Annotated in this window: 18 protein-coding genes; 7 read left to right on the forward strand and 11 right to left on the reverse strand. The window is 43.3% G+C overall.

Going from position 1 to position 18,266, the window contains the following annotated elements; translation table 11 throughout:
- Nucleotides 1-614 precede the first annotated feature (614 nt).
- The 4 genes from ACED42_RS00070 to ACED42_RS00085 all read right to left on the reverse strand — a co-directional run bounded on the left by ACED42_RS00070 (nt 615) and on the right by ACED42_RS00085 (nt 3,222).
- The gene (locus ACED42_RS00070; protein WP_371700891.1) at nt 615-875 is read right to left on the reverse strand and encodes a hypothetical protein; all 261 of its coding nucleotides are present in this window, start codon (nt 873-875) and stop codon (nt 615-617) included.
- Nucleotides 876-1,002: 127 nt separating this feature from the next.
- Entirely contained in the window at nt 1,003-1,578 is a 576-nt protein-coding gene (locus tag ACED42_RS00075; protein ID WP_371700893.1) for a recombinase family protein, read from the reverse strand.
- Between the two features lie 949 nt (nt 1,579-2,527).
- On the reverse strand, nt 2,528-2,992 hold the full coding sequence (locus ACED42_RS00080) for a hypothetical protein (protein ID WP_371700895.1): 465 nt from the start codon (nt 2,990-2,992) through the stop codon (nt 2,528-2,530).
- Nucleotides 2,989-3,222 (reverse strand): hypothetical protein, encoded by a 234-nt coding sequence (locus ACED42_RS00085; RefSeq protein WP_371700897.1) that lies wholly within the window; start codon nt 3,220-3,222, stop codon nt 2,989-2,991. Before ACED42_RS00085 ends, ACED42_RS00080 begins: the two co-directional genes overlap by 4 nt.
- Nucleotides 3,223-3,617: 395 nt before the next feature.
- On the opposite strand from ACED42_RS00085, the gene ACED42_RS00090 reads away from it, so the two are divergent.
- Entirely contained in the window at nt 3,618-4,181 is a 564-nt protein-coding gene (locus tag ACED42_RS00090) for a DNA-3-methyladenine glycosylase I (protein WP_371700899.1), read from the forward strand.
- Between the two features lie 31 nt (nt 4,182-4,212).
- Here the strand turns inward: ACED42_RS00090 and ACED42_RS00095 are convergent, their stop codons facing one another.
- From ACED42_RS00095 to pspA, 7 genes are all read right to left on the reverse strand, one after another.
- Nucleotides 4,213-4,803, reverse strand: coding sequence for a DNA-3-methyladenine glycosylase I (locus ACED42_RS00095; RefSeq protein WP_371700901.1), 591 nt, complete (start codon nt 4,801-4,803; stop codon nt 4,213-4,215).
- 78 nt (nt 4,804-4,881) lie between these two features.
- A complete protein-coding gene (locus tag ACED42_RS00100; RefSeq protein ID WP_135384869.1) occupies nt 4,882-7,992 on the reverse strand; it encodes an efflux RND transporter permease subunit in 3,111 nt (1,036 codons plus the stop codon).
- The gene (locus ACED42_RS00105; protein ID WP_102257845.1) at nt 7,985-9,070 is read right to left on the reverse strand and encodes an efflux RND transporter periplasmic adaptor subunit; all 1,086 of its coding nucleotides are present in this window, start codon (nt 9,068-9,070) and stop codon (nt 7,985-7,987) included. The genes ACED42_RS00100 and ACED42_RS00105 overlap by 8 nt, the downstream gene beginning before the upstream one ends.
- A gap of 1 nt (nt 9,071) precedes the next feature.
- The gene (locus tag ACED42_RS00110) at nt 9,072-10,106 is read right to left on the reverse strand and encodes an efflux RND transporter periplasmic adaptor subunit (protein WP_029223131.1); all 1,035 of its coding nucleotides are present in this window, start codon (nt 10,104-10,106) and stop codon (nt 9,072-9,074) included.
- A 157-nt stretch (nt 10,107-10,263) separates the two neighbouring features.
- Nucleotides 10,264-10,650 carry an envelope stress response membrane protein PspC gene (gene pspC, locus ACED42_RS00115; protein WP_032499058.1) on the reverse strand — a complete coding sequence of 129 codons (387 nt, stop codon included), beginning with the start codon at nt 10,648-10,650 and terminating at the stop codon, nt 10,264-10,266.
- Nucleotides 10,643-10,876 (reverse strand): envelope stress response membrane protein PspB, encoded by a 234-nt coding sequence (gene pspB / locus ACED42_RS00120; protein ID WP_009848775.1) that lies wholly within the window; start codon nt 10,874-10,876, stop codon nt 10,643-10,645. The genes pspC and pspB overlap by 8 nt, the downstream gene beginning before the upstream one ends.
- Nucleotides 10,877-10,891: 15 nt before the next feature.
- The gene (gene pspA / locus ACED42_RS00125; RefSeq protein ID WP_010440091.1) at nt 10,892-11,563 is read right to left on the reverse strand and encodes a phage shock protein PspA; all 672 of its coding nucleotides are present in this window, start codon (nt 11,561-11,563) and stop codon (nt 10,892-10,894) included.
- A 304-nt stretch (nt 11,564-11,867) separates the two neighbouring features.
- On the opposite strand from pspA, the gene pspF reads away from it, so the two are divergent.
- From pspF to ACED42_RS00155, 6 genes are all read left to right on the forward strand, one after another.
- Complete coding sequence (gene pspF / locus ACED42_RS00130) at nt 11,868-12,890, forward strand: phage shock protein operon transcriptional activator (protein ID WP_012604358.1); 1,023 nt, start codon at nt 11,868-11,870, stop codon at nt 12,888-12,890.
- Nucleotides 12,891-12,992: 102 nt separating this feature from the next.
- Complete coding sequence (gene sapA, locus ACED42_RS00135) at nt 12,993-14,615, forward strand: ABC transporter substrate-binding protein SapA (protein ID WP_371700905.1); 1,623 nt, start codon at nt 12,993-12,995, stop codon at nt 14,613-14,615.
- Nucleotides 14,615-15,577, forward strand: a complete 963-nt coding sequence (locus ACED42_RS00140; RefSeq protein ID WP_009848779.1) for an ABC transporter permease subunit — start codon at nt 14,615-14,617, stop codon at nt 15,575-15,577. The genes sapA and ACED42_RS00140 overlap by 1 nt, the downstream gene beginning before the upstream one ends.
- Nucleotides 15,564-16,451 carry a putrescine export ABC transporter permease SapC gene (gene sapC / locus ACED42_RS00145; protein WP_009848780.1) on the forward strand — a complete coding sequence of 296 codons (888 nt, stop codon included), beginning with the start codon at nt 15,564-15,566 and terminating at the stop codon, nt 16,449-16,451. The genes ACED42_RS00140 and sapC overlap by 14 nt, the downstream gene beginning before the upstream one ends.
- The gene (locus ACED42_RS00150) at nt 16,451-17,452 is read left to right on the forward strand and encodes an oligopeptide/dipeptide ABC transporter ATP-binding protein (protein ID WP_009848781.1); all 1,002 of its coding nucleotides are present in this window, start codon (nt 16,451-16,453) and stop codon (nt 17,450-17,452) included. Before sapC ends, ACED42_RS00150 begins: the two co-directional genes overlap by 1 nt.
- Nucleotides 17,449-18,231, forward strand: coding sequence for an ATP-binding cassette domain-containing protein (locus ACED42_RS00155; RefSeq protein WP_135384866.1), 783 nt, complete (start codon nt 17,449-17,451; stop codon nt 18,229-18,231). Before ACED42_RS00150 ends, ACED42_RS00155 begins: the two co-directional genes overlap by 4 nt.
- Nucleotides 18,232-18,266 lie beyond the last annotated feature (35 nt).

Raw genomic sequence — 18,266 nt, forward strand, 5'->3', positions numbered from 1 at the left:
AATCCAGATTTATAGGCAAAGCAGTATTAGTTGTTGTTTCGTTTGTCATTCTGCTTTCTCTCCACGAGTGATTTTAGCAACAGGTGAACATTTGGTACTTGGAATACCAGATCCACAGCTTCTTTAGCACTGACGCCTAACTGTCTGCTTGAGTGCATCAAATTGTCAGTAGTAGTCTCATATAGAATCATTTTAATTAGCTCTTCTTTTATTAGTAATTACTAATTTACATAGGTATAAAAAAAGCGAGTATCATCAGCAGACAACCGCTGTGATAACTCGCCTTTATGAGTTCAATCAAATTGTATGGGGGTTCCCCTCTATGCCGCTGCGGTAGCTTCCGTGTTAGCTCAAACACCACTAGGACAAGTACTAATAATCAAACTATCAATAAAATTTGGCAATCACTAAATATTGAAAGTGTGATATTTCAACAAACACTTTCGCCGTAGTGCATAAAAAAACGCTACCAATTGTCAGTTCCTTATCACATAGTCTTGATCATTTTAATCCTAACAGCTTCAGCATAGCCGCGATGGATTCTCGCGCTTCTAATTCAAATTTCTGCTCTGAAATGGGCTTACTGTTTTGCAATTACTAACTTTTTCGCCAACTCATAACGGCGTGTTCTCCGCTTGTTCTATTAGGTCATTCAATATCAGTGCTCTTAGCCTATCTCCTGCGCTTGTTTCGTTTCGCTGCCGCATGCGTTCTACCGATACCAGCAAACCAACTGCAAACGGGTTCAGCATAATAAATACCGAAATCCCTGCCCAGTTGCTCGGCTTGGTGTCGGCTACCATTTCGAATCTTTCGCCTTTGCGCTCTACTCGATACCAGAAATCATCACGGCTAACCTGTTGTCCTACTTTCATGTTGTCGTACTTTACCAACCGCCAATTTAATGATGCTTATTATAGTTGAATGTTTAAGAATGTAGTGCATGTATCTTGCTTGGTGTTGTTGTAACACCATGTAGAGAAACCTTATTCGTTAGTACCATCATTCCGATACCTCTTGTGCCTTGGCTTCTTTCTGTAATCGTTTTACGGTGGCTTCACTGCAACCCAATACAACAGCCGTTGCTTTGATAGACAAACCATTGTCGCGCTGCTCCATCACCATTTTAGGCGTGAACTTAATAGGTGCCCCCATGTGCTTACCTGCTTTGATCGCAGCTTCACGACCTGCTTTAGTGCGGGCTAGGATTTTCTTTCGTTCCATCTCGGCGACTTTTGACAAGATAACTACAAGTAGTTCTCCTGCCTCCGTTGTCAAATCAATACCCATTGTTTGAATGATGATGTTGACGCCTCGTTCTTTCAGCTCCTTCACGTTAATTTGCACATCAATCGAATCACGGCCTAAACGGTCAATGTCCCACACGACAAAGGTGTCGCCCTCTCGCAGATAGTTGATACAAGCCGCGAACCCTTCACGTTCCATCGCTGCAACAGTCCCGCTGACACCTTCATCAGTAAAGCTACGCTCAACGTTGTAGACTGATTCGATAGCGTGACGTTGTGATTCGATAGTCTGCTCGTCCGTTGATACACGGTAATAAGCTACAGTTGCCATGATTTTCTCTCCGAAATGGCTCATAAGTTGGGCTTACAATAACAGAGTGGCTCATAAGTGCCAATGGGGTTTATGAGCCATCTTTTAGGTAGGCTTTAAGTATGGCTTATAAGAGTTAACTTATGAGCTATCAACCTAACTGTTATTGGTGTCGATCTGATATTTGTTATAATGGTTTTCCCTTTTTCAGCGTAAAAAAATGCTAGTGAAACAATCTCACTGGCACAGCCAGTTCACAGCTAATATGCTACCGACTTGGTTGTTGTTCTTAGCCGTATGGATTAAATAGCACCACGTATACAGTACACAACAGATCACTATCTATTGTGAGTGAATACATAATCCGTTCACAAGGTGTTATGGCTCCGCCTCAACCAAAGCTATAAGATAAACACAACCTGATAGCGTCTCTTGCGACCTTTATTTACAATAATCCAGCCTGTCGATCCAAAGGGGTTCCCCCCCAAACCCTCTGAGTATGAGAGCCATACGCGCACCTATAAAAAACAAATTATTGGTTTCTTAATCTTATTAACCATCTCTTACTAAATGCTTGCTCTTCTCACTTCGCTACTCCAGAGCTTCACCTAGTTGTTTGTAGCTTCGGTAATGGCACATAACATTAGAGTGTAAATCTCAGCGCTTATTCAGAAAGTGAGCTACGAAATTTACTCTCATAACATACCGAAGACGAAAAGCACCATCAGATAGCAAGGGGGCTCGGTAGCCAATCGAGAAATCGTTTCTCAACAATCTGGGGTAGGGGTTGTAACGGTTATTATCTAGCTCCATTGTTCAAATAAGTGTTTCTCAAAGTCAGGTAGATTGAGTTTCTGCCGCGAACTAAATCGATAATAGATTCATATCAGAAGCATTAAGTTGAATTTCATTCGACAAAGCTAATGTAAGGCGCAAAAAAGGGTTGCCGTTTAAGCAACCCTTACACTAGTTAGTCGATAGTGTTTAACTCGTATCGACCTCGCATAATGTTAAACTTAGCTTGGTTAATCTCGTTCTGATTCGTATCGAATATAATAAAATCAGCGCCTTGTAGGATGGAACCACGAAAGAAATGGTTTTCATTGGGTAGAAACTTCACATCGGCGAATTGTGGGAATAAACCACCGTTAAATTTGTAGCTATAACCACCAGGATCAACTTCGAAATAACCATATTCCCCCGTATTTAATGCGATTTCTTTTACGGTACGATTACCCTGCTTTAGCTCAAAATCCACATCAGCGTATGAACCAAAGATTCCCGTCTTATATTGATAGACATAGACGCCGGCTTTGCCTTCACTCGGCTTCGAGAAGCTACTTGTGGTATCTAACCCTAACCCTTCATAAGTTTGGCTTACGGTAGTACATCCAGAAAGAGCAGCAACAGCAAGTAAAATCACACCTTGTTTCATAATGAATTAAACATATCTGTAGACAGAATAAAGTTAGATACAAACTCAGGGCTTAGCTCTTCTAACTGAGAAATTTTATTAAGAATGTCTTGGTAACTATCATCATAACCATGCTTTAAGGCTGCCGCTTCGCGATACCAATATCGCTTAAGTTTTCCTACTTCTTCGATGCTTAACGCCTTCTCTTTAGCTTCAAAAGGATTAACAAAATCACTGGCACAAACAATCATACTTTCAAACCTTTATATTATTTTGGGCTATCTATAGTGTTATAAAAAATTGAAAATCTGGTCGCCCTCTTACGAGAGCTAACCTTTACCAACCTATTTAACTTGTTTTTTGAGAGGATAAATATCGGCACATCCTAAACTATATACGGCAACTGGTTGATAAAACGTTGTTATCGTGACGATTCTCAAATCAACTGATTCTCGTTCTTCCCCCCCTTATACTCGAGAGGTTCTCCCATTGTGTGCAACCCCTCACCACGGTAAATAAAATTTTGAAAAGCTGAGGCTTGTTTATTGATGCAACAAACACTGATACCTTGCAATACTAAGGAGATTAAAGGTAACTTTAGAAAGATTGAGTTGTATCTATTTCCAATCAAACAAGGAAGGAATTAATGTGTACTAGGTGCAAATGGGTTGATACATCAAAGCCTGATTATGTCGAATATCATGATAAAGAGTGGGGAGTTCCAGTATATGACGATACGGTTTTTTTCGAGTTTCTAATATTGGAGTCCGCTCAAGCAGGATTGAGCTGGTACACTATTCTAAAGAGGCGGGAAGGCTATCGAAATGCTTTCTCTAACTTCGACCCTCAAATAGTATCAAAATTCGACTATGTAAAAGTCGATGAACTAATGAACAACACTGGGATAATTCGTAATCGTGCCAAAATTGAGGCCGCTATTAACAATGCGCAGCGCTTCCTTGATATACAAAATCAACACGGTAGTTTTAGTAATTTTATATGGGGTTATGTTGACGGCCAGTCATTAGACACTAGAAATGGACATGAAATGTCACCAGCTACAACACCACTATCTGATACAGTAGCGAAAGATTTAAAACAGATAGGTTTCAAGTTCCTTGGATCAACAACTATATATGCTTTTTTACAAGCTACAGGTGTCGTCAATGACCACGATTTAGATTGTTGTTGTCGACTTGCAGGCGGCTAGCTAACTCCTTTCTCCCTTTTTATTAATAACTTCAAGGGGTATATCTCCTATACCCCTTATTATCGCAGTGCAAAAAGCAATTAAACCATACCTTGGCAAGCGCATTCATTAACGCGTAACAGATTGTTTCCCCAACAAACTTAAAGCCTCTCTTCTTCAAAAACTTACTCATCGCTTTGGATTGCTCGGTAGAACCTGGAACTTGAGTCATCTCAATCCAGTGGTTTTCGATCACCTTGTTATCGACAAATTGCCATAAGGCGTTTGAAAGAGAACCAAACTCTTTCTGCAGTTCAAGCGTTGCTCGAGCGTTGTTATACACAGAGGCAATCTTGCCTTTATGCTTAACCACATCAAAGTTCTCTATGACGTGTGGCACATTGTCTTCATTCAATTCGGCTAACTTGTTTAGATCGTAATTATCAAAGGCAGCACGATAGCCTTCGCGCTTTTTAAGGATCGTAATCCAGCTAAGGCCTGCTTGTGCCCCTTCTAAGGTAATGAACTCAAACAAAACTTGGTCATCATAAACCGGTACGCCCCACTCTGCGTCGTGGTACTCCCTTTCCAGTTCGTGCATCAGTGCCCATGCACACGTTCTACCTTCAGTGTTTGTTTCCATGTTATTGCTACCTATTTTAAATCACTCAGAAATGATAATGCCCCTAAACAGGGGCATTAATTCAAAGACTCACTCGTCTTACGAGACTTCAATTTTATGGAATAGACGATACAGCACAGGTACCACGATTAGCGTCAGTACGGTGGCGAAGCCCAAACCAAACATGATGGTTACCGCCATTGGCTTGAAGAAGATATCCGGTAACAATGGAATCATACCGAGAATCGTTGTGATAGCCGCCATACATACAGGACGTACACGACTCAATGCCGCATCAACAACCGCTATATATGGGTCTTTACCTGACTTCATCTCAATCTCAATTTGATCAAGCAGTACGATACCGTTCTTCAGAAGCATTCCAGACAAACTCAAGAAGCCCAGAAGCGCCATAAAACCGAACGGTGTATTCAAGGCTAGCAAGCCTGTCGTTACCCCTATCAAGGCGAGTGGTACCGTTAACCAAACAATCAGAGGCTCTTTCACCGAATTAAACAAGAACACCGTGATTAAGAACATGAACAAGTAGCCTAACGGCATAGTTGTGAACAGTGACGCTTGAGCGTCAGCTGACGACTCGTATTCACCACCCCATTCCAATGAATAACCCGGTGGCATCTCAATCGCTTCTATTTGTGGCTGTAAGCGTTTTTGTAAAGTTGATGCTGTCTCTTCACCCAGTAGGTCAGGATCCGCCATTACCGTCAGCATACGCTTACGGTTCTTACGGATGATCAGTGGATCTTCCCATTCCAATTCGTAGCCTAGTGTTACTTGTTGTAGTGGGATGTATTCACTTAATGCCGGGCTCCAAATCTTCATACCTTCGATGTTGCGAATATCAATTCGCTCATCTTCAGGTAAACGAGCCACAATAGGCATCAGCGTAGTACCATCACGATACACACCAATCGACTTACCAGAGAAAGACATCGCTAGGAAATCATCAACGTCAGATTTGGTAATACCATAACGACGCGCTTGGCTTTCGTTGAACTGAGGCTCGAGTACCTTAGTTCTTTCACGCCAATCGTGACGAACGTTAAACGACCCATTGTCAGCACGCATGATGTCCATAACTTGAGCTGCGATTGAACGTAAAACCGTTGGATCAGAACCCACAATTCGCGCTTCAATTTTAGCACCGCCACCAGGACCTAATTCGATCTGCTTAAGTTTGTAATTAATTTCAGGGAACTGGCCGTTTACATGCTCACGAAAGCGTAACATCAAACCTTCAAGTACTTCATAACTCTTCACACGAACCGTTATCTCACCGTATGCGCTATAACTTTTCTCTGGCGCATAAGTCAGCATGAAACGTTGTAAGCCTTTACCCGCCGTTGTCGTGATGTGCTCAACTTCGTCCTGCTCTGCTAACCAACCTTCAAGCACTTTAAGCTTAGTGTTGGTCGCACGAATATCGGTACCTTCCGGCATCCAAACATCCACTTGGAACATTGGCGTAGTCGAAGATGGGAAGAAGGCTTGTTTTACGAAGCCAAAACCATAAACGCTCGCGCCTAAACCAATGACCAACACAAACATGGTTAACCACGCACGCTTCATACAAAACTCAAGGAAGTTTTTATAGATAACAAAAACCATCCCGTTGTATGGGTCTTTACCTTCACTATCTGGATCGACTTTCTGGCCTTTGAAGAACATATCGGCAAAGAATGGCGTGAGTGAGATGGCCGTAAACCAACTCAGCATCAAGGAGATAAGTAGAACCGTGAACAAGGTGCCACAATATTCGCCCGTTGAGTCTTCAGACAAACCGATTGGGGCAAAAGCGGTGACCGCAATAACCGTTGCACCAAGCAGTGGCCATTTGGTTTGGGTCACAATATCTGTAGCGGCCTGCATTCGGGTTCGCCCCTTCTGCGTGCCGATCAATATCCCTTCCACCACCACAATGGCATTATCCACCAGCATCCCCAGCGCGATAACCAACGCGCCCAATGAAATACGTTGAAGATCGATTTTGAAGTACTGCATGAAAATGAAGGTACCGAAAACGGTCAATAGCAGTATCAAACCAATCAACAAACCCGATCGTAATCCCATGAAGAACAGCAACACTACGATTACGATCGCAACCGCTTGTCCTAAACTCACTACAAATCCACTAACTGACTTATCGACTTCTTTGGGTTGGTTATAAACCTCAGATATGTCAATACCTACGGGCTGTTGGTATTTCAGCTCGGCGAGCCTTCGGTCAAAGGCTTCACCCACTGCGACCACGTTCACGCCTTGTGCAAAAGAAACACCAAGGTTAAGTGCGAGCTTCCCGTTATAGCCAATGATGTTAGTAGGCACTTCAACATAACCACGAGTTACATTCGCCACATCTTTTAGATAGATAAGCCCTTGAGCGCCACCTTCCGTAAGAATCAAATCACCGAGCTGTTCAACATTCTGGAACTCTCCTGTTGGATGGATTCGAATGTACTCGTCACCAATCCTTACAGCACCTGCACTTGAAACAATATTTTGAGTGGATAAAAGGTTAAATACAGTATTTGGAGACAAACCCAGAGAGCTGATCCGTTTCATCGATATCTCAATGAACACTTGCTCTTGCTGTTGGCCGGATACCGAGACTTTACTGACCCCATCAACAAGTTCTAGCTCTCGCCTTAGGTAATCAATGTAATCAAGTAACTCTTTGTAACTGTAACCGTCCCCCGTTACGGCAAGCAAAATACCGTAAACATCACCAAAATCGTCTATGACTTGAGGGTCATTTACCCCGGGTGGAAGTTGACCTTTCAAATCATTCACTTTACGTCGAAGTTCATCCCAAATTTGTGGAAGATCATCAGGGCCGTAATTATTCTTCATCGTTACCGTAACCTGAGACAGGCCACGACTAGAGATAGAGTTAACTTCATCAACATAGGTAAGCTGTTGAATCGCTTTCTCTAATGGGTAAGTCACTTCCTCTTCCACTTGCTGAGGCGTCGCTCCCGGATAAGAGGTCACTACCATGGCATCTTTGATGGTAAAGGCAGGATCTTCTAAACGGCCCAAACCAAAGAATGCAGACACACCACCAATAAGAAAGATCAGTGATAGCATCCAGCTAATGACCTTATTTCGTATAAAATAAGCCGCCACTCCAGTGATTTGGTCATCACCCTGTTGATCATCACTTTGGGGCTTGTTATTGACTTCACTCATTGTTCGTCTCCTGAGACAATACTTCCACTGTCATCCCATCTCGCAATCGCGATACGCCTGCAACAACGACATGCTGCCCCATTTCTAATCCTTTGATTATCTGCAATGTTTTCTGATTCGCTTTGCCTAATACGACTTGCTGTTTAGATACTGTATTGTCGTCATTAAGAATCCACACGTAAGAGTTTTGACGAGTTAACTCATCCCCATCGGCATTGAACACAGCCTCAATAGGAATAAGTACGCCGGCTTTTAATTTCAACCCGATATCACGCCCATTTGACGTGACCTCAACGGCCATACCGTCAAGAATCAAATCATCTTCTGGCATAGGTAAAGCAAGCGTGACGGTAAATGTACCTGTGTTTGGATCGGGTTCAGTCGTAAACTCTTTTATCCCCGCACTGTATTCATTCCCACTTGGAACTCTAACTACTGCCTCAATATTCGAGATAGTCGCTTCATTTGGTTGATTTACATAGATTTGGTCAGGCAATTGGATAACAACTTCAACATCCTCAACACTGTGAATATTCACAATCTGTTGGCCAACCTGAATATTTTCGTATTGGTCAACACTGACACGAGAGATAATTCCATCAACCGGTGCGCGAAGCTTAGTAAATGACAAACGCAGTTTTGCCAATTCTAACTCGGCATAAGCGATTTGACGCTGAGCGGCAATCTCATCGAATTGAGACTTAGCCAATAACCCCTTTTTGACCAACGGACTTGAACGTCTGTATTGGCTGTTAATCACTGTGTATCGAGCTTGAGCGTTATCAACGTCCAACTGATAATCTGTTGGATCTAACTCGGCAAGAACATCACCCTTTTTAACTTGTTCACCTTCTTTGACATCAAGTTTAAAAATCTCACCAGCGACACGGAAACTTAGGTGCGCTTTCTCAGCAGCATTAGCCACTGCTGGAAAATAGAGCTTATCGTTAAAGTCTAAGACGGAGATTTCAATGGCTTTAACAAGAGGAAGCTTTTCGACTTCAGTGACACCTTTGTCTTTGCAGGCTGTCAACATCGCCAAACATGATAGGCCGATGGCTTTTGATACTGTCTTCATGTTAGAGCCCCCTTTCCTTGATCCACTCACGAACCTTGACGCCGGTTTCTAATCCATTAACGCCTGAGGTCACAACGCGATCTCCGTCGTTAAGACCCGAAATAATATGACGTTTTTCATCAATGACTATCGCGACTTCTTCGACGATACCATCGTTGTTAACGCGCCATACTGAGACATCATCTCCATTGGTCATCATTGCTGAGGTTGGAATTTTTGTCGCCGCTGCTTGTGAAGAAACAAGGTTAACCGTGCCAGACATACCCGGCAGGATGCCTATATCAGTCGGTCTCTCCATTACCATGGTGACCTTGTATGAACCGGTTTTAGGATCGGCTTCGGTATCGACTTCTTGAAAGGTGAGGACATAAGAATGTTCAGGGAAAGCATCGAATACCATAGTTGCGTCTGTCTCAAACCCTGCAGAAAAGCGTGCAATTAATTGATCAGGCAATAAGAAGACAACTTTGAGGATCTGATTCGTTTGGATATTCATTACACCTTGCTTAGCCGCGATGTATTCGTGGTTTTCAGCAGGAATAATAGAAATAGTACCATCATATGGCGCAACGAGTGTGGTGTAGCGAAGATTAGCTTTTGCTTGATTTAAAACCGCTCTTGCAGAGTTATGATTTGCTTTCGCTTGGTCAAAATCTTGCTCAGAAACCACTCTATCCTTACGTAGCTTGATGGAACGTTGGTATTGCACATCGGCAAGTTTGAAGTTAGCTCTTGCCTGCTTTTCTAGCAACTGATACTCATCAGGATTAAGCGTTGCCAATGCATCACCTTTGGAGACCTGTTGCCCCGCAGTGACATCGATCGTTTTTAGTAAACCGGGTACTCGAAATGCCAATACGGCTTTATCGCCCGCTTCAGTAGTCGCAGGAAAATTTCGTTCGAAGGCATTGTTACCGACCGAGACGGTGAAGAGTTTGGCTGGTCGTGATTCGGGTTCTGGAACCGGAGGGAGCTCCTTACCACACCCAGATAACCCGGATAAGGTCACCAATAGGACTAGGGAGGCTTTGTACATTGCGATCATCCATATCTATAAATATTTTATTAACATAGATTAATCACATGTAACTTACCAGTTATCGTAAGATTTATTTAGACAAAATTATTAAAAAAAATAACGGCTTGGGATAAATTTTCCTAAACCGTTATCTAATCTTTTTAAGGCTTAACCACTACATGTTCTTAAATGCACGGTCGACTTTAAAAGTGTCCGAAGTCACATAAGCTTCCATATTGCGTACACTGGTCTCTAACGTCTGGAAATCACCCTCTAAAGTGCCCAACAAAGACTCTGCTGTTTGCCCTTTTTCCCAGGGTTTTTGCTTGAGTGTGTGCTCTTGTTTGGCTTTCATCTGATCGACATATTGAGGTGGTTGTTTTTCAAGCATAAATGTCAAAGCTAAATACGCTAATAACACCAAAAAGCTACCACCTAGCAGTGCGGCTGAGATCACTAAGATACGAACCAACCAAACTTCAAGGCCAAAATAGTTCGCTAATCCGGCACACACGCCAGACAATTTACCGTTAATCGGATCGCGATACAGTTCTCTACTCATAGTTTCGTCTCCAGTTAGGTGACTCCGCATCCAGTATTTTTTCTAACGTTTTCACTCGGTCTTGCATCGACTCAGCTTGCTCAGAAAGCTTATGCAGACGCTGAAGATCCGTTTCTGAAAGACCATTGCTGGATTTCTTCTTGCTGCGGTAGTGTAAGAATAACCATAGCGGTGCCACGAAGATCAAAAAGACAATCAGTGGACCTGCAATTAGAAATGTTGACATAGACAACTCCTAAAATTATTTATCGCGGTTTTCAACTTGTTGCTTCAGTTTCGCCAGCTCTTTTTCAATCTCGTCTTGAGCTTGTAGCTCTGCAAACTCTTGGTCTAAAGATTTTGCGTTACCGGTTTTTGCGTAAACGTCAGCTTCAGCTTCTAATTCATCCACTTTACGTGAGAATTGCTCAAACTTCGCCATTGCTTCGTTGGTTTTGCTTGAATGCAGATGTTTTTGAACATCGCGACGATTGCTTGCTGCATTATTACGAATCATTAGTGCTTGCTGTTTTGCACGAGTCTCGGCGATTTTGGTTTCAAGCTTACCGATCTCACTGGTTAGTTTTTCGATGGTTTCATGAACCAAGGTTTGCTCGGTATGAAGACTCTTGATGATATCTTCAAGTTTTTGCTTTTCGATTAGTGCCGCTCTAGCCAGATCTTCACGTTGTTTAGTCAGGGCTAATGTCGCTTTATTCTGCCAATCTAGAATCTGAGTTTCGATAGCTTCAACTTTACGTGCTAGCTCTTTCTTGTCTGCAATGGCTTTTGCTGAGTTAGTACGAACCTCAACCAGCGTGTCTTCCATTTCTTGAATAATGAGGCGAATCATCTTTTCAGGATCTTCAGCCTTATCTAATAGTGCACTGATGTTTGAATTTACAATGTCTGCAAAGCGAGAAAAAATACCCATAAGAAACTCCTTAATTGCAATAATGGCAAATAGGTTTTAAATCGTTTTCGATTTCTCAATCCACTTGCTCAAAAATCTACGTATGTTGTTAAACCTACCATAAGTAATCCAAGTAGCGTGCCAACTTTTAAGCCATTGTTTATCAAACACTTACAATAAAATGGTGATTAACCCGAACCATGCTATGATGAATTTAGCCAAGTATTGGTATTTTTCACCACTACAGCTTTGTTTTACATCAAGTGATGTAAATAAAGCTCTCTATATCATGCCCATTGGAAATCAGACCATACAAGGACCCATTATGCAGCAGAATCTCATTGGTGAATCCCCTAGTTTTCTATCTGTTTTGGATAAAGTGTCTCAACTCGCACCAATCGAAAGACCGATTCTGATCATCGGGGAGCGTGGTACAGGTAAAGAGTTAATCGCTCAAAGGCTGCATTACCTTTCAAGGCGCTGGGACCAGCCATTGATCTCACTGAACTGCTCAACCCTTAGCGAAGGGTTGATTGATTCAGAGTTATTTGGTCATGAATCAGGTTCTTTTACCGGTTCAAAAGGTCGTCATCAAGGTCGTTTTGAAAGGGCTGAAGGTGGAACTCTGTTCTTAGATGAACTAGCGACCACCCCCCTTGCCGTTCAAGAGAAGCTATTGCGTGTTATTGAATACGGGCAATATGAGCGTGTCGGCGGACAAAAGGCGCTGAGTGCCAATGTAAGACTGGTGTGTGCGACCAATGCTGACTTACCAGACATGGCGTTAAAAGGCGAATTCAGACCCGATTTATTAGATAGACTGGCGTTTGATGTCATTACTATCCCACCTCTTCGCGAACGAAAAGAAGACATCACGCTGCTAGCAGAATACTACGCCATTAAGATGTGTCGAGAGTTAGAATTGGAGCTGTTTGTCGGTTTTGCTCCATCTGCTGTTGAGGCACTATTGGATTATTCTTGGCCGGGAAATGTGAGAGAACTCAAAAACGTCGTTGAACGAGCTATCTACCAGCACGGTAAAGATCCATATCCTATTGAATCTTTGGTGTTTAACCCATTTAAACCAACATGGCAAATAGATCAAGATTCCACGCACGAAACTGGCAATGATCTGTCCAACAGCCATACTCCATTAGAGCACTCATTTTCTTTGCCGCTTGATTACAAAGCATGGCAAGAACAGCAAGACATTAAATTACTCAATCAAGCACTAAAACAGAGCAAGTATAACCAGAAGCAAGCAGCAGAATTACTTGGGTTAACCTATAACCAATTACGTGGAATGGTGAGGAAGTACGCGATTGTAGGGCAAGCTAACGATAAATAGCTGTCCACACTTGATTATTATTTGGAGCCGAATAAATAAAATGTTAAATTGTCGGGATCTTGAGGCTCCTCTAACGCCTCGTTTCGAAAAGTATTTCTTTTTATGAAAGCACTAATAAGACTATCACTGAGCATCTGCACGCTTGGCTTTTTAGCTGGATGTGGTGAAAGTGTCACTCACGAGCAAATCCGTGAAAAAGGCTTCATTTATTGCGGCCAAGGTAATCCTAGTACCTTCAATCCACAATTGGTTGATAGTGGCATTACCTCAGAATCGCTGAGCCCTCAAATTTTCGATACCCTGCTCACTCTTGATCCTATGACTTACCGACCAAAACAGAACTTGGCAACAAGCTGGTCTGTCGATAAATCAGGTACAGAGTACACTTTCAAGCTGCGCCCAAATGTTGCGTTTCAAACCACAGATTGGTTTACCCCAACCCGCAGCATGAATGCACAGGATGTGGTCTTTAGTTTTGAACGTATCATTGATAGTTCAAACCCATTTCATTATGTGGGTGGCGGTTTATATCCATGGTTCGCTGGCATCGACTTTCAAAACCTGATTGTTGAAATCACAGCGGTGGATGACCTAACGGTGAAGTTCCAGTTAAGTCGCCCAGATAATTCATTTCTTAACAATATCGCCACCAGCTATGCGGTCATTCACTCCAAAGAGTATGCCAACAAGCTGATTACCACAGATGAAAAAAATGAAATAGACTCCAAGCCCGTAGGCACAGGCCCTTTCTACTTGGATGAATATCAAATTAATGATCTTGTACGCTTGAAAAAGAACAAGCATTACTGGAAGGGTGAAGTACAAATGGACCAAGTTGTATTTGATACTTCACAACGCGGGACAGGCACACTTGCCAAGCTTCTCCGCAGTGAGTGTGACGTGTTGAACTCACCAATTTCCAGCCAGATCCCTATTATTCAAGCTCATGAAGAGTTGAAGATTTCTGCCACACCTGCCGTAAATGTCTCTTTCATCGCGCTAAACACAGAACACCCTGCATTGCGTGACTCACGAGTACGTAAAGCATTGAACTTGGCTATTAACCGTCAGAACATTCTTGATTCTGTGTACTACGGTACAGGTACAAAAGCCTACACGTTACTTCCCCCTACTTCTTGGGCTTATCAAAAAGACAGCGTTCAAGTTCGCTATGATCGAAACTATGCGATCGCACTTCTTAGAGAGGCCGGTGTAGAACCAGGGTTAGAGCTTTCAATGTGGGTGCCACTAGAGCCACGCGCATACAATCCAAGTCCAAGAAAAACGGCAGAACTGATCCAAGCAAACTTGGCTGATATTGGTATTGAATTGAAACTCTATACCGACGACCGATTTGACCGAACACAGCTGTCTTCAATTTCCTCAACAGATTTGTTACTCACAGGTTGGATTGGCAGTACGGGCGACCCAGACAACTTCTTACGTCCACTTCTATCATGTAGTTCGGAACGCGCGGGATTAAACGTCTCTATGTGGTGCAACTCAGACTTTGATTTCCTTCTCGACTTGGCATTAGAGATTAATCAACAAAGGCATCGCGTGAACTTGTATCGACAAGCCCAAAACATTCTTAATGAAGAAGTTCCTGTGATACCTCTCGCTCACGGCGTGCAATTCCGTGTGCACGATCGTTCGCTAACAGGTTTTAAACGCAGTCCTTTTAATGCTCAACCTTTTGATCAAGTCAGAAGGGAGGTGAACTGATGTTTTGGTATACATTAAGACGTGTAAACTTATTCATTATTACACTTGGAATTCTGACTTTAGTGGGCTTTGCTCTACTTCGATTAGACCAAACCTCACCTTGGGCAATTCAAGATTTTTGGCCCGGCTGGCTTAGCTACGTCACCGAATTATCGACGCTGAATTTCGGCCTGAGCAAACACGGTGTTCCTATCATCGAAGAGCTTGTCGTGGTATTCCCTGCGACGTTAGAATTGTGCTTCTTTGCTTTTTTACTCGCACTGTTTATCGGCATCCCTTTCGGCACAATTGCCGGTATGAGACAAGGAAAATTTGTTGATACCACCATATCGTTTACTTCAATGGCAGGCTACTCAGCACCTATTTTTTGGGTCGCATTGCTAATGATCATGGTGTTTTCACTGCACTTCGAGATGTTCCCTGTTGGGGGGCGATACGATCTACTTTACGAAATTGAACACGTGACTGGCTTTGCAATGATTGATGCCTTCTTTGCCGAAGGTAACTATCGAGCACACGCCCTACAGAGCGTAATAGACCATATGGCGTTACCTTGTCTTGTTTTGGCGCTCGCTCCAACAACCCAGGTTATCCGACTAATGAGAGCGTCAGTGGCTGAAGTGATGGCTCAAAACTACATCCGTGCCGCACGAATCAAAGGTCTTTCAACAAGAGAGATCGTCACTCAACACGTATTAAGAAATGCAATACCACCGATTATTCCTAAGGTCGGCGTTCAACTCTCCAGTATGTTAACGCTCGCTATCATCACCGAGTCTATCTTTAACTGGCCAGGCATTGGCCGCTGGTTACTGGATGCATTATCCAATCAAGATTACGTGTCAATTCAAGCTGGTGTAATTGTGGTAGCAACCTTGGTTTTGACCGCGAATATACTGTCCGATCTACTGGGCGCGATGGTCAATCCTCTGGTAAGGAAGGAATGGTATGCTAACAAATAACGTCTACCAAGAAGAACAGATTCCAACCCAATTCGAGCGTTTCTGGCGCAGCTTCCGTGGCAATAATCTCGCAATGTTTGGACTATGGTGTTTGGTCTTGATCATTCTGATCACCATCACTTCACCATGGCTAGCACCGCATGATGCTCAAGAGCAGACGGGGCACCTACTAACACCTCCTTCTTGGGATCCTGCTGGAACAGTTGAGTATTTTCTAGGTACTGATGATTTAGGGCGAGATATTCTATCCCGTCTGATTATTGGCTCTCAGCTGACATTTGGTGCCGCAGTGGTGATTACCTTTATCGCAGCAGTCATCGGTTGTCTGATTGGCGTACTCGCAGGTATGACTCGTGGATTGCTATCAAGCACGCTAAACCACCTGCTTGACACGGTAATGTCTATTCCGTCGTTGCTACTTGCGATTATCTTCGTGGCATTTCTTGGCTTTGGCGAGTTTAATATCTTGCTAGCCTTATGTTTGGCATTGATTCCACGCTTTATTCGTTCGGTATACATTGCTGTGCATGCAGAAGTAGAAAAAGACTATATTTTGGCTTCTCGCCTTGATGGTGCGAATGACTTCTACCTGTTATGGAATTCAATCCTTCCTAATATTCTTACTGTGGTGGCACTTGAAATTACACTGGCATTGTCAGTCGCCATTCTTGATATCACGGCCTTGGGTTTCTTAGGGCTTGGCGCTCAAGCACCCAGTACCGAATGGGGCTCAATTTTGGGTGACTCTGTAGAGCTGATTTACCTTGCGCCATGGACAGTAACTCTACCCGGCTTAGCCATTATGTTTACAGTGATCGTGATTAACCTTGTCGGTGAAGGTGTTCGCCAAGCGCTAAATGCAGGAATCGAATAATGCCGTTACTTGATATTCGACATCTAACCATCGAGATTGAGACCCCTCAAGGGATGGTTAAAGCAGTAGATCGAATGAGTATTACCCTCAATGAGGGAGAAATTCGTGGCTTAGTAGGTGAATCAGGTTCTGGTAAGAGCTTGGTTGCAAAAGCGATCGTTGGTGTTTGCAAAGAAAACTGGAAAGTGTCTGCCGACCGAATGCGCCTTGGCAATATCGACCTGCTACAACTGACGCCCAAAGAACGACGCCGTGTGATCGCTCGCGATATCGCGATGATCTTCCAAGAACCATCGACGTGTCTTGACCCTTCCGAAAAAGTAGGACGCCAGCTAATAGAGGCGATTCCTTCGCGTTCATTTGAAGGTCGATGGTGGCAACGGTTTAAGTGGCGAAAAAAGCAAGCAATAGCATTACTGCATAAAGTGGGGATCAAAAATCACTCTCACCTAATGGACAGTTATTCTTATGAGTTGACCGATGGTGAGTGTCAAAAAGTCATGATCGCCATGGCGATCGCTGCCAAGCCAAAAGTGCTAATTGCCGATGAGCCAACCAACGATTTAGACCCGATTACGCAGTCTCAAATATTGCGCTTATTGAGCCGAATGAATCAACTTCATAACACGACAATTCTCCTCATTGGGCACGATTTAACGACCATCACTCAATGGGCGACACGAATAACCGTGATGTACTGCGGTCAGTCCGTTGAGTCTGCAGATACGACAAAACTGTTGGATGTACCAAAGCATCCTTACACCGTTGCACTGCTAAAAGCGATGCCCGATTTTAACGACTGGATTCCCCATAAAGAAAAACTGCAATCTTTACCAGGGTCAATTCCGCCGCTGCAGCACCTTCCGATTGGTTGTCGACTTGGACCACGTTGTCCATACGCGCAAAGACAGTGTGTCGAGATCCCGCATACTAAACGTATAAAGACCCACAAATTTAACTGTCATTTCCCTCTGAATATGGAGAAGAAAAAGAAATCATGAGTGCATTATTAGAGGTCAGTGGTTTATCTAAAGACTTTACGACTCGCTCTGGTCTTTTCCGTAAAAAGATTCATCAGGCAGTGAAGCCAGTCAGCTTTTCCCTTGAAGCGGGACAGACTATTGGTTTTATCGGTCAGAATGGATCGGGGAAATCGACATTAGCAAGAATGCTAGCGGGTATGGTGGAACCAACAGCAGGTGAGATCCGAGTGAACGGTGAAAAGCTAGAGCACAAAGACTACTCAACTCGCTGCAAACTGATTCGAATGATCTTCCAAGATCCGAACACCTCGCTAAACCCACGCATCCAGATTGGTCGAATCCTTGAAGGACCATTGAAGCGAAATACCAACATGCCACCAGAAGCCCGCATGCGCCGCGTAAAGGACACATTATTACGTGTTGGGCTTCTACCAGAACATGCTTACTTCTATCCTCAAATGCTTGCTGCAGGCCAGAAGCAGAGGGTTTGTTTGGCTCGCGCTTTGATACTTCAGCCTTCCATCATTGTTGCTGATGAAGCGTTGAATGGTTTGGATATGGCGATGCGTTCGCAAATCATCAATCTGTTCCTAGAACTTCAAGAAGAGATGGGCGTATCGTTCGTTTATGTTTCTCAACACATCGGCATTGTTAAACACATCACAGATAAGATCATCGTCATGCACGAAGGCAATGTGGTTGAAAGTGGCGAAACACATGAAGTACTGACTAACCCAACTCACCAAATCACACAAAGGTTAGTTGAGAGCCACTTCTATAAAGCACCAAGCCATTAATCGGTGATCGCGCTATATTCCGCAAAGGGGAAAGA

This window comes from Vibrio sp. FF145, assembly GCF_041439075.1.
GTDB classification, from domain to species: Bacteria; Pseudomonadota; Gammaproteobacteria; order Enterobacterales; family Vibrionaceae; genus Vibrio; species Vibrio tasmaniensis_A.